The organism is uncultured Methanobrevibacter sp. (assembly GCF_900316895.1).
Classification (GTDB): Archaea; Methanobacteriota; Methanobacteria; order Methanobacteriales; family Methanobacteriaceae; genus Methanocatella.
Window position 1 is genome coordinate 1 of record NZ_ONER01000047.1, and the last position, 12,870, is coordinate 12,870.

The 12,870-nt window shown below is 34.1% G+C and carries 13 protein-coding genes and 1 tRNA gene; 7 read left to right on the plus strand and 7 right to left on the minus strand.

Annotation, left to right across the window (positions count from 1 at the left end):
* Positions 1 to 83 precede the first annotated feature (83 nt).
* From QZN27_RS06190 to QZN27_RS06205, 4 genes are read left to right on the plus strand one after another with little or no spacing between them, the layout of a single operon-like run.
* Positions 84 to 635: a 50S ribosomal protein L15e gene (locus QZN27_RS06190; RefSeq protein ID WP_296785188.1), complete on the plus strand. Its 552-nt coding sequence runs from the start codon at positions 84 to 86 to the stop codon at positions 633 to 635.
* Positions 568 to 1,002 (plus strand): RNA-binding domain-containing protein, encoded by a 435-nt coding sequence (locus tag QZN27_RS06195; RefSeq protein WP_296785190.1) that lies wholly within the window; start codon positions 568 to 570, stop codon positions 1,000 to 1,002. The genes QZN27_RS06190 and QZN27_RS06195 overlap by 68 nt, the downstream gene beginning before the upstream one ends.
* Positions 1,003 to 1,050: 48 nt before the next feature.
* On the plus strand, positions 1,051 to 1,440 hold the full coding sequence (locus tag QZN27_RS06200) for an Ig-like domain-containing protein (RefSeq protein WP_296785193.1): 390 nt from the start codon (positions 1,051 to 1,053) through the stop codon (positions 1,438 to 1,440).
* A 51-nt stretch (positions 1,441 to 1,491) separates the two neighbouring features.
* Positions 1,492 to 2,430, plus strand: coding sequence for a bile acid:sodium symporter family protein (locus tag QZN27_RS06205; protein ID WP_296785196.1), 939 nt, complete (start codon positions 1,492 to 1,494; stop codon positions 2,428 to 2,430).
* Between the two features lie 197 nt (positions 2,431 to 2,627).
* Here QZN27_RS06205 and QZN27_RS06210 read toward each other — a convergent pair whose 3' ends face one another.
* A complete protein-coding gene (locus QZN27_RS06210) occupies positions 2,628 to 4,082 on the minus strand; it encodes a sodium-dependent transporter (protein WP_296785201.1) in 1,455 nt (484 codons plus the stop codon).
* A 302-nt stretch (positions 4,083 to 4,384) separates the two neighbouring features.
* On the opposite strand from QZN27_RS06210, the gene QZN27_RS06215 reads away from it, so the two are divergent.
* The gene (locus QZN27_RS06215) at positions 4,385 to 7,216 is read left to right on the plus strand and encodes an Ig-like domain repeat protein (RefSeq protein ID WP_296785206.1); all 2,832 of its coding nucleotides are present in this window, start codon (positions 4,385 to 4,387) and stop codon (positions 7,214 to 7,216) included.
* Positions 7,217 to 7,439: 223 nt separating this feature from the next.
* On the opposite strand, the gene QZN27_RS06220 is transcribed toward QZN27_RS06215, so the two are convergent.
* The 3 genes from QZN27_RS06220 to QZN27_RS06230 form a co-directional block, all read right to left on the minus strand.
* Positions 7,440 to 7,667 carry a histone family protein gene (locus QZN27_RS06220; RefSeq protein ID WP_296785212.1) on the minus strand — a complete coding sequence of 76 codons (228 nt, stop codon included), beginning with the start codon at positions 7,665 to 7,667 and terminating at the stop codon, positions 7,440 to 7,442.
* 149 nt (positions 7,668 to 7,816) lie between these two features.
* Positions 7,817 to 8,512, minus strand: coding sequence for a zinc ribbon domain-containing protein (locus tag QZN27_RS06225; protein WP_296785215.1), 696 nt, complete (start codon positions 8,510 to 8,512; stop codon positions 7,817 to 7,819).
* 113 nt (positions 8,513 to 8,625) lie between these two features.
* On the minus strand, positions 8,626 to 9,561 hold the full coding sequence (locus tag QZN27_RS06230; RefSeq protein ID WP_296785218.1) for a 3-hydroxyacyl-CoA dehydrogenase: 936 nt from the start codon (positions 9,559 to 9,561) through the stop codon (positions 8,626 to 8,628).
* A gap of 327 nt (positions 9,562 to 9,888) precedes the next feature.
* On the opposite strand from QZN27_RS06230, the gene QZN27_RS06235 reads away from it, so the two are divergent.
* Positions 9,889 to 9,960: transfer RNA gene (locus tag QZN27_RS06235), tRNA-Gln, on the plus strand.
* A 286-nt stretch (positions 9,961 to 10,246) separates the two neighbouring features.
* Positions 10,247 to 10,876 carry a DUF1847 domain-containing protein gene (locus QZN27_RS06240; protein WP_296785226.1) on the plus strand — a complete coding sequence of 210 codons (630 nt, stop codon included), beginning with the start codon at positions 10,247 to 10,249 and terminating at the stop codon, positions 10,874 to 10,876.
* A gap of 39 nt (positions 10,877 to 10,915) precedes the next feature.
* Here the strand turns inward: QZN27_RS06240 and QZN27_RS06245 are convergent, their stop codons facing one another.
* From QZN27_RS06245 to QZN27_RS06255, 3 genes are read right to left on the minus strand one after another with little or no spacing between them, the layout of a single operon-like run.
* On the minus strand, positions 10,916 to 11,095 hold the full coding sequence (locus QZN27_RS06245; RefSeq protein WP_296785229.1) for a 4Fe-4S binding protein: 180 nt from the start codon (positions 11,093 to 11,095) through the stop codon (positions 10,916 to 10,918).
* Between the two features lie 39 nt (positions 11,096 to 11,134).
* Entirely contained in the window at positions 11,135 to 11,422 is a 288-nt protein-coding gene (locus QZN27_RS06250) for a DNA-binding protein (RefSeq protein ID WP_296785231.1), read from the minus strand.
* Between the two features lie 15 nt (positions 11,423 to 11,437).
* A complete protein-coding gene (locus QZN27_RS06255; protein WP_296785234.1) occupies positions 11,438 to 11,965 on the minus strand; it encodes a DUF134 domain-containing protein in 528 nt (175 codons plus the stop codon).
* Positions 11,966 to 12,870 lie beyond the last annotated feature (905 nt).

Below are 12,870 nucleotides of genomic sequence, written 5' to 3' on the forward strand. Positions count from 1 at the left end.
TTTTTTAGCAGTGATAATTACTTTTTTTGGGATAAGTTCCCATATGGATGTGGCCTTCGTGGCTGAACAAAAAGGTGTTATTTATGTATAAATATATTAGAGACGCATGGAAAAACCCAGATGAGTCCTACGTACGTGAACTCATGTGGCAAAGGGCTCCAAAATGGAGCAAGCAAAAAGCAGTTCAAAGAATTGACAGACCTACCAGACTCGACAGAGCTAGAAGTTTAGGTTACAGAGCTAAAAAAGGTTTCATTGTAGTAAGAACCAGAGTAAGACGTGGTGGAAGAAGGAAAACCCGTCGTTTCAATGGTCGTAAACCTAAAAGAATGGGTGTAAACAAAATTACCCAAGCAAAATCCATTCAAAGAATTGCTGAAGAACGTGTAGCTAAAAAATACCCTAACTTAGAAGTATTAAACTCTTACTGGGTATGGTCTACAGGTAAACATAAATATTATGAAGTAATTTTAGTAGATCCACAAAGTCCTTCTATCGTTAACGATAAAAAAATCAATTGGATCTGTTCCAAAAAACACACTAACAGAGCTCTCAGAGGCTTAACCAGTGCTGGTAACAAAGGACGTGGAATCAAATCTAAAGGAAAAGGCTCTGAACAAGCTAGAAAGCGTTGATGAGATTTCTCAAGCTATTTTAAACATTTTGCCTGAAGCTGAAATCGAAGCGGAGGAAGCTGAAGGATTACTTGAAGATAAGATTATAATCTTATCAGGTGTTGTATCCAAAAAAAGATACACAAAGACTTTTTTTAACACACTCCTAGAGTGGACAGATTTGGATAAACTGAATGATGATTTAGAGCGCAAAATCGATGAAAAGGGTAACTGGTTTTTAAGATTCGATAAAGAGGATGCTCTGGATGAAATCTGGACCATTTTGGATAAGGGCGATGCAATTCATCTCAAGATAAAGATTGCCGCATATCCTGCAAAAAAACAGATTGCAGTCGATAAGGTCCGTGAAGCTATCTTAAATTATTAAAGTTAAATTTATTTTATTATTTTTCCAATATATTATCAAGGTGGTTAAATGGAAATGAAAAGCTATTATTTGATAATATTATTGGTCGCCTTCGTAATCTGCATCGGTGTATTCTGGTTCCAGTTCAACAATGATGTGGCAACTTTCATAATGATTAATGAGACTGAAGTGGCTGAAAATGGATCATTTTCGGGCATGCTGGTTGACGCTTACGGTATGGGTGTGGCAAACCAGACAATAACATTTCACAAGCCGGGTCATGAAATGGGAACCATTGTAGATGTCACTACGGATGAGAATGGTGAATTCACAATTGAAAATGCCCAATATCTGCCTGATGCAGGAAAGGACAATTACTATGGTGACTTTACATTTGCAGGTCATGACAAGTATAAGGGATGCACATTTGCGGGAAATGTTTCAGTAGTTCCAAATTAATCCTTGAGGTTTATGATAATTTTTTTAATGATTAAAATCAAATAGTTAATCATGAAAAGGATTTTTAAATTCATTGAAAAATATTATTTCATAATAATTTTATTGGCCGTTGCGGTTTCTTTAGTTTATCCCAACTCATTTCAATGGGTATTGAGTCAGTATAACGGCATAAACATATTGAATTTGCTTTTAAGCATTGTTCTTTTTACAATGGGGACCACTTTGAAGGTGGATGACTTCGTCAATGTATTTAGAAATCCGAAGGAGATTGGTGTTGGTATTTCAGCACAGTACATTATAATGCCCATTATTGCATTCGCCCTTGCAAAGGCCTTTTCTTTAAGTGATGCCCTGACAGTCGGACTTATCCTAGTTGGAACCGTTCCTGGAGGAACCGCTTCTGATGTAATCACATTTCTTTCAAATGGGGATGTGGCATTGTCAGTTTCCCTGACTGCGGTATCCACCGTGATTTCGCCGGTTTTGACTCCAATAATCACATTGATTCTAATAGGAAACCAGATTCATTTCAGTCCTGTTGACATGTTTATTTCCATCCTTGAAATCGTAATCATTCCTATTGTTTTAGGTTTGGCATTAAACTATAAGTTCCCTGATTTCTGTGAAACCCTAAAGGATTATCTACCTGCCATATCATCAATTGTTGTATGTCTGATTGTTGCAGGAGTGATTGGTGCCAACAAGCAGGCTATCATTACATCTTCAGCAATAATAATGCTTGTAATCATTCTGCAGTATTTCATTGCAATGATTCTTGGATTTGGTGTTGGCTATCTGGCAGGAATGGATAAAAAACAAATCATTACAGTGGCCATTGAGCTTGCTTTTCAAAATTCAGGATTGTCCACAGGTCTTGCAAAGACTCACTTTCCGAGTTTGTCTCAGGCAACTGTTCCCGGAGCACTTTATTCTGTTTGGCAGAATTTTGCGGGATCGCTACTTGCATATGTATTTAGAAGGTACGTATGAAGAAAGGATGATTTTTTCATTTGATTAATTTTTCTATTTTTTGGTATATATCCTAGTTTAAGTTTTGATTAAATTTCTAAAAAGGTTAAAGTTAATGCAAGTATGTCTGCATCAAATTAAAGGAATGGAAGCATCCACTGATTACATTAACCGTTTCTCACTGGAAACTTATGGTGAAAAAAGAGATGATTTCAGAATTATGATTTTTTGGGACTTAATTTTGTAAATGCCGCGGAAAGTCCGACAACAATAATTGTGATAATTGCATATATGATTATTTCAAATGCGCTTTCATTATGGAATAAGTCCACAACTCCAAATATCCAAACAATAATTAAAAGAATCGGCAATAAATATTTTAATGTAAAAACCCATGTCTTTCCAACCTTAAATGTTGAAAATTCATTCAATACGGGAATAACTTTTTCAACTCCATATAACCATCCGAATATGATTGCCTGAACGCCAATAAGAATCAGTATTCCAAAATTGTTTACAAATCCGTCCACAACCCCTACCAGATAACTGCTGCAACCTGTTGAAAATATAACGGTTACTACACATGCAACAATCGTAAGGATTGTAACTCCTTTTTTCCTGTTCCATCCAAATTTATTGCATAAAGATGAAAGCAAAGGTTCAAATAATGCAAAGGCAGAGGTAAATCCTGCAAACAATATGGATATGAACAGTAACGGGGCAATTACATGTCCCATTCCACCCATTGTATTGAATATCTGTGGGAATACAATGAATATCAATCCAGTACCTTCGCTAATTAGTTCATTCATCGGTATTGAAGAGTGCAGTGACATATATCCAAGTATTGAAAATACTCCAAAAGCTATGAAAATCTCATATAATGAGTTTATGATGACAACAATCAACACTTCATCAACCAATTTTGTATTTTTAGGCAGATAGCTTGCATATGTATATACCATTGCCTGACCTATGCTTAATGAAAATATGGTTTGCCCGAATGCCGCAAGCCAAACATGTATATCTAAAAGCATTGACCAATTAGGGGTAAGCAATGTGCTTACTCCAATATGAAATCCTGGCAAGGTGAATGCATAAATGAAAATAAAAATCATTATGGTAAATAATAGTGGAATTAAAATAGTGGATAATTTACCGATTCCCTTATCCACATCTTTAATGGATATTGCCCAGAATACTGCCCATAATATCAATGTACAGATTAATGTAGGCAATATTATTGTTGTGGATGATGATAGGTCTGAACTTCCTCCTACATAGCTTGTAAAGAAGGATGCAGGGTCATTTCCCCATCCGAAAGTGAAACTGTTTAACAGATATGCAAGGTCCCAACCTATGATGACCATATAGTAGATTACAACGATGAACACCAATAAAACAAGCATCCAAGCTATGATTTCGAATCCCGGACGAATGCTGTGCATCAGATTGGAAAAACTTTTCTTGAAACTGAATCCCAATCCGTACTCCAAAATTAAGAAAGGAACTCCCATGACTAAAATTGCAATTGTATATGGTATGAAAAAGGAGCCACCTCCGTTAGAATATAGCACGTAACTGAATCTCCAGATGTTGCCTATTCCTATGGTCAGGCCTATCATGGCCAATATAAATGTTAATGTTGAATTCCATTGGGAAGTATTGTTCATTTTTTCATCTTTATTAGTGTTATTTATAGTCTTATATTGTATTTCTTTTAAAAATATTGCACAAAATTAAAATTTTATATAATAAAATTTATTGGATGGATTATTTATAATTATCCGAAGAATATGTCCTGTGTGAATTTTTCCATGGAATGATTCAAAACTGATGTGTTCAGTGATGCATATGTTAGCCATATAATCCTATACTATTTTTATATTATTTTTAACAGATGTTTAAATAATGAAATTATTGTCATTTTAGGAGGAATTTTATTAAATCAAAACTAATTATAGCCGTATTAATCGTGGCTGTTTTGATAAGTTTGCCTTGCGTAAGCGCAATGGCCGACAACCAAACAGATTTTGAGTCACAGGTTTGCGGAATCATGGAAGAAGAAACTTTGACAGATGAAAATACAGATGTGGGGAATTTCACTGATTTAGGCGAGTTAATCTCTCAGTCTGAAAACGAATTGACACTGGATAAAAATTATAAATTCAATTCATCAACAGATAAGGATTTTGAGGGATTTACTATTTCCAAGGATAATTATGTGGTTGATGGGCAAGGCCATACCATAGACGGTTCCGGCCAGGTGAGGATATTTAATTTTACAGGATCAAACATTACCCTTAAAAATATCAACATAATTAATGCAAAAGGAACTAACGGCCCTGCAGCATGGTTTACCTCTTTAAAAGTAATTGATAATTGTAGCTTTATTAATAATAGCGCTTCCGGTTCAGGTGGCGCAATTTATATAGATAATTCAGTTTCCAATTGTAAAATCAACTCCACATTCATGAATAACAGTGCAAATAATGGGGGAACAATATACTTTAATGGCCAAACAACCAATATTACAATAAACGGATATTTTGAGAGTAATGTGGCTGAACGGGGTGCCGGAGCAATATATCTCAAGGGTAAATCTTCAAACAGCACATTTGCCTCTGAGTTTTATTATAATCATGCTAAAGCTGCTAGTGGGGGAGCAATATTTTTCATTAATCAGGTAGATAATAACCAATTTGAAAGCATTTTCAGATACAATAGAGCCGCTTATGGTGCAGGAATCTTTTTTTACAACAAAGCAAACAACAATAGATTCAACTCTGATTTCAGATTCAATGTAGCGGATTCCTGTGGTGGAGCAATGTTTTTCCATAATACCACAAATAACAATAATTTTACAGGTTATTTCATCAACAACACCGCTTTGGGAATTGTTAGTGCTGAAAATGGAAACGGAGGGGCAATAACATTTAAGGACACTTCAAGCAATAGCGTTTTCAACTGTGATTTTGTCAATAACACTGCTGTTTTATACGGTGGGGGAGTAAACTATAGGGAAACACCTCATAACATTACATTTAATGCTAATTTCATTAATGATACAGCGAAATATGGTGGGGGAGTCAATTTCTTTGAAAGCTTTGAAGGAGTAGTTTTTAATGGTGAATTCATTGGCAATTCAGCTGAGTATGGTGGTGCTATATGTGCTATGGAAGGAACCATTGAACATGTTTCATTTAAAAATAATCATGCAGAATCCGGTGGTGCAATCTATTTTGATAAAAAAGGAGATGTTATAAACTCTAATTTTACAAACAATACTGCTAATAACTCTGATGATAGTGATGGTGGTGCAATTTGCTTTAATGGTAATGGAACTGTAATTGGCTGTGAGTTTTCAAACAATTCTGCTCGTTATTATGGCGGTGCGGTTTACATTTGGGGTGATGGAACAATCAAAGATTCTATCTTCAACAGCAGTAAAGCGCAAAGCGGAGGATCATTATATGTTCATGGTGCATTTGAAATGGACAATTGTAATTTCACAAATAATAATGCAAGAACCGGTGGAGCAATCGAATCTTGGAAAAATGGAATAATTGAAGGCTCTAACTTCAACAACAATGTGGCAATATTCGGTGGAGGAGCAATTTACTCCAATAATGATATAAAATTAAGCGATTGTAATTTCACTGCCAATTCTGCAAATGAAAATACTGGCGGTGCAGTCTACATTTTTGGCTTCGGAGAATTCAATCACACTAACTTCGCTGACAACGAAGCTTCAAGCTATGGAGGAGCAATCTACTTTAATAATAATGGAACAATCGACCAGTCCACCTTCACAAACAATAGCGCTAATGATGGAGGAGCGATTTTAACTCATGGAAACATAACAATCAGCAACTCCAAATTCGCAGATAATGTTGCAACCAGGGGAACAAATCATGTATCATTAAAAGATAATGCAACAATCACATTAATTAATGTTGTTCCTGAACAATTAAGAAATCTCAACGTTTCCAACATTACCTATGGGGATATTGTAAAGATTTCTTCAAATGTTTATGATGAAAATAATTTCCCATTAAATAACGGAACATTATCCGTTATCATCGACGGCAAAGAATATTCTACCAATGTATCCAATGGAACCGCAACTCTTGAAATTCCAAATCTGGATGCCGGAAACTATAATGTTGATGTGAAATATATTGGAAACCAGCGGGTTGCAATTTCATCAGTCTCATTCACTGTATTTAAACAAAATGCAGTTATATCTGCAAATAATAGGGCATACATAATTAACTACGGCGGAAAATACTCAATGACCCTTAAGGATTTAAACGGTAAAGTGGTCGTTGGTGAAAAAATAACATTTAAATTAAACGGCAAAGTTATCGGATCAGCTGTCACAGATGCCAAGGGTGTTGCAACCATTTCCATTACTGCAAAAGCATTAAAATCAGCCAAAGCAGGTAAAAAGAATATGGTCATAACAACAAGCGGCAACTACAATGCAGACTCCAAAACCGTAAAAATAACAATCAACAAGGAAAAAACAAAAATAGCTGCTAAAAACAAGAAATTCAAAAAATCCAAAAAGATTAAAAAATACACAATAACCCTTAAAAACAGCAAAGGCAAATCAGTCAAAAAAGTAAAAGTCACCCTTAAAGTTAAAGGAAAAACTTACACTGCTAAAACAAATGCCAAAGGTAAAGCAACCTTTAAAATCAAAAAATTGGTCAAAAAAGGCAAACACAAAGCAACCATTAAATTTAAGGGCAATGCTTACTACCTTAAAAGCACTAAGAAAGTAAAAATAACAGTTAAGTAGATGCCACGGGCATCTTCTTTTTTTTTTAAATGCAAAGTGATGATGGAATTGTGCAAATATTGTTATTCAAATAAAAAATAAAAAAAAGTTTGCAAGGAAACTTGCAATAATATGTTCATTCTCATTTGTTCATTTTCATGAATGAGCCTATGATTTCTTCGAAGCCTTTTCCTTCGGATGCACCATCAAATACGTTTTTGATCATGCTAAACATATCATGTTTTTAATCTTCAGGAGCTTCAATAGGTGCTGAACTGTCAATAGCTAAAGCAATGTCTTCTGCTTTTACAGTTTTTCTTTTTGCGTATTTTGCATAAACAATTGCTCTTTTGGAGAGTTCTTCCATGTACTCTTCGATGTGTTCGGTTAATGCATCTACTGCATCAGCACTTACTCTTTCAGCACCAGCTTCTTGGATAGTCCTTTTTACAGGAGCTTTAGGAATTGCCATATTTTTTACCTCCTTTATATAAGTATATTCATAATGTGATATTAAAACTTTTCTTATTTTGAACAACATTACTTAATAAAATTAGAGTATTATTGCAGTTATATTGGGAAAATTAGAGAAATGTTTATAGTTATATGAAATTATGACAATTATTCATAATCTTCACAAAAACTTCCAAAGGATATGGAATGTCCTAAATGACAATAATATTCTGTATACCCTTCGCTATCGAAATCCCCAACAATTCCGCCTCCGCTATCTAAAAATTCTTCGTAGCAATGTCTGCAGTTCAAGTTACAATGACCCCCACGAACTGTTTTAGTCTTTTCTGTTTTTTTGCGGATTATGTCTTTTTCTTTTGGGATTATAACTGTTTCTTGTTTTTTGTTCACATTTGCCAATTCTGTTTTTATGAAGTATTTAATTTCTTCATCACTCATTTCTTCTTTTTTATGGATTAGCTTATATTTTAAATCATCCTTAATGAAAAGCACATGTTTTTGGCGAATATTGTTTTTTCTTATTTCTGATTGGATTTCTTCTGATTCAAATATTTCATCAATTCTTTTCAATATTTTCTTTTCTTCCTCTTCTTTTTCTTTAGCTATTCTTTCCCTATTTTTTTCCATAGCCTCATGAATTGATTTTAATAAAGGTTTTTTCTGTTTTATGTCTGTGCGGTCTATTTTTGCTCCACAGTTCATGCAAAACTTATCCTCTTTTCTTATTTTAGCTCCGCAGTTTGTGCAAAAGTTATCCTCATTTTTCAATTTTGTTCCGCAGCTTGTGCAAAAGTTATCATCTTTTCCTATTTTAGCTCCACAGTTAGTACAAAAATTGGCCATATTACACACTTCTCAAATTAGTCTTCTTAAACAAATTTCAGTTAAAAAAATTATTTATATTTTTTGTGATGTGGATTAAATAAAAAAAGAAAAAAAATAAATGATAGAATCATTTAGTATTCGTAGAATCCTTTACCCGCATTGATACCAGTTTCGCCGGCATCTATTTTTTCCTTAAGCTTTAGGGCAATTTTGCCTTGGGTGGTCTCAGGGTCTTGGGACTTAGGATCCATAAGAATAATGTTATATGCAGTTACAAGACCTACAATATCTAAAATCTGGAATGGTCCATTTGGTGAACCGGTAGCAAGTCTCCAGGTTAAATCAATTGTTTCAGGTTCTGCAACTTCTTCAGCCCATAGGGCCTGTCCTGCGGATAGGAACGGAACGAGCAATGAATTAAGCACATATCCAGGTTGTTCTTTCAGGACTTTAATTGGAACCATGTTGATGTCTTCTGCAAACTGGACAATGGTATCAAAGTATTCCTGTTCAGTTCCAGGATGAGGCATGACTTCTGCAGTGTTTTGAGCCCATATGTTGTTTGCAAAGTGGAATGCAAGATACTTCTCAGGCCTTCCGGTGTATTGCGCAAATTGGCTTGGAAGTAACGTGGATGAGTTTGTCACAACAATTGTTTTTTCCGGAAGATACTTTGCTAGCTCCTCATAAAATGGGATTTTTTGATTAGGATCTTCTGCAATTGCTTCAATTACAAGGTCGGCATCCTCTGCTGCTTCTTCATAACTTGTAGTTAATGTCAGACTGTCAAATGCTTTTTGAGCTTGCTCTTTTAAAGAATCTATCTCTTCATCGCTTAGGTCAGTTTTTTTGCTAAATCCCCTGCAGTATGCAGTTTTATCGGTTTTCATTTGTTCAAGTGTGCCTAAATAGATGTTTAATAATCTTTCAAATTTAGGTTTTGCTCTTTCAATTGAACCTTCACTTCTTAACCAAACGGTCACATCGAATCCGCAGAATGCAGATTGATAAGCAATCTGACTGCCTAATACGCCTCCTCCAGCTACTACTACTTTTTTAATATCCATTTGAATCACCATCTAAATGTATGAATTATATTCTATCAAAAAATTAAAAAAGTTAAATATAATCCGTTATTTATTATTATAAATATTTAAAATATTTAAAATTTTTTAAATAATTCTTTATTATGCAATTGGTAAATGGTGTTATGTAAAGCCAGAGGAAGTTCGCCTAAAAGTTGCCTGATATTGAAATGTTATTCTGACTTTGTCAATTGTTTTTTTCAAAACAAAAAATATATAAATTCACTAATTTAATATTAATTTAGAGAATTAGTATTTAATTAGGAATTTACTTAAAATACATTTATTCAAACATTTGAATATTCTCATAGTCCCGTAGGGTAGCGGCAATCCTTTTGGGCCCTGGACCCAAAGACAGCGGTTCGACTCCGCTCGGGACTACTTATTATCTAATTATTTTTATTTTTTCAGTCTGTTTCTATAGCACTATATTTTTTAGTGCAGGGTATATGATATAATTTATATTATATCGGAGAACAAACAATAATCATAAACCACTAAGGAGAATGGACATTTCTTCGCAGCATCAAGATTAAAAATATTCTGGGATAATCTCATGTTATTTCAACTGATGAGTTTGATAGTTTCAGATGGAATAAACATATGAGTGTACTTTATTTCTTATTTGGTGACAAAATTTAATGGAATAATCATTGGGGGAAGTATAATGAAAAACTACTCATGTAACAATTGTAGAATAATAAACTGCAAACATCAGGACAGGCAATATCCTAAGTTCTGTCCAACAAAAGAATTAACAAGCGATGAAATAATTGAAATCGAAAAACTGTACAATGAAGACAACAACAAAGAAATATCAAGGATTTCCGCTGAAATAGAAGAAGAGTTCTACTGCAAATACACTAGAGTAGAAGAAATCATAGAATTTGCCAAAAGACTAAAAATGAATAAGATAGGAATAGCTGCATGCGTGGGACTGATGGATGAAAGCATAACATTTGCAAAAATCCTGGAAAAACACGACCTTGAAGTATATTCTGCTGCATGTAAAGTCGGAGCAATGAAAAAAACAGAAATAGCTGGGCTGGATGAGGAAAAAACAGCCATAACAGGAAATATAATGTGCAACCCGATACTGCAGGCAAAAATTCTCAACAATGAAAAAACAGACCTTAACGTAATAATAGGATTATGTGTAGGCCATGACAGCCTGTTTTATAAATACTCTGAGGCTCTGTGCACTACACTTGTGACAAAAGACAAGGTTCTTGCACACAATCCGGTAGGGGCATTATATCAGACAAACACATATTACAAGAAGTTAATGAATGATTAAAAGTCAGTAAAAATAGATAAAAAGGAATGATTTGAAGTTTCATTCGATTGTTATGCATTCGTTGGGACACATGTCTACACAGGTTTCACAGTAACTGCATTCCTCAGGTTCATTGACGGTTAATTTGCCGTCTTTAAGAAGCAGGACTTCCATTGGACAGACGTCAGTGCAGTCTCCGCAATCATCACATTTGTTGGTGTCTATTGTAATGTCAGCCATTTTTTTTACCTCCAAAATAATAAAAGTAGAGTATGTTTTTTAGCATACTCTGTGTCCACAGCATTTTTCAGGGTCATGTGGGATATTAGGGTCATGGTGGTCAGGATATGGTTTTCCACATGTCAGCGGACCTCTTCCACGGGCGGATCCGCAGCAGCCTCCCATCCTTTTGTTGTGATTCAATATGGAATCGATATCCAAGCCTTCAACTTCTCCAACATATTCTATGGTTTTGCTGTGGCATTTCGGACACATTTCGTGTTCTCCGTTCAAGGTTATCCAATTGAAACCGCATTCTTTGCATATATATTCTAGATTGTCAGCCATTTAACTCATCTCTTTTTAAATATTGCATAATCCTCTTCCCTGTAGTGGTGAACCGCATTCAGGGCAGGTTTTTGTTCTGCATGGAACGCCTCTAATCTTTGGCTCTGTGTAACCGCAGTTAGGGCAACTGCATGTGTCATTTGACATTTGATTTCTTCTATTGTTTGTATTTAATTTGCGAATGTTTGTTGATTTGCAATCAGGACATTCCTCGTATTCTTTTTCTGGATTTGACCATTGAAAACCACAGTCTTCGCATAAGTACTTGTTCGGATCAATCATTGTATCACCTTTTACAACAACTATTGGTCGGCCTTCAATTAGGGAAGTGGCTAGTTTATGTCTTGCGGAATTCAGAATTCTGTGAAAAGTTGACTGTGAAATTCCCATGAATTCAGCAGCTTCAGTTTGCTTTATATCATGATAGTCTTTAAATCTGATAGCTTCAAACTCATCCACTGATAATTCGATTGGTTTTCGGTTCCTGTTCAACTCATGTTTGTGACATGTAACTACTCTTCTCATTCTTTTAGGTCTTACCATAATATTCTCCCCAAATGTATCTTCAGGTATTATGAATATATATTCATAACTATTATATAAATGTTGTTGCCATATGATTGCAGAATCAGCAGAGTATGGTGATGCATCTATCTAATATAATCGGTGTTGATTGTGATTTAAATCAAAAGTATGTTCAAAAGTATTGTTTAATGAACTATTCGTAACATTTATGGTGCAGATATCATAAATAAATTATTTTTTCATCTGTACATTGGGTTATTTTTTCATAATCTTTTCAAATTCAAACATTTCCTGATCTTTCATAGGATGGTTTTCATCCCAATCCTTGTCCGGATTTTTTTCGTTATAGAATTCGATTATATGAAATCCTAATCTATTTACATAAAAATGAATATTCCTTTTGTCAAAGTATGGTGTGCAGGTTTTCCATATTTTCGTATCAGGATATAGATGTACCCTAACCTGAGCCAAAGATATTAATGCAACTATTGTTCTGTTATTGGAAAAGTTGCAGTGTAAGATACTAAAATTATTACAAACAATCGATGAAAAGCAATTATTGTCACGCCAATGCCGATATGAAATTACTTTAAAAGTTGTATGATATTCGAATATTCTTCTAGTTTAATAATATTGCTTTTATTTCAAACAAAAACTATATAAATTGATTAATTCAATATATATCTGAAGAATTAGTATTTAATTAAGAATTAAGTTAAAATACATTTATTCAAATATTTGAATAATTCTTTATAAATAAATATTTAAATATTTGAATAATTATTTATATATGTTAATTCAAATATTTGAATATATAATGAGGATGTTGCTATGATTGAAAAGGAAGAATTAATCGCAAATTTCATTAAAGATGAATTGACTGATGTTCCCAATATCTTAAATAAAGAGTTATCTAACAATAA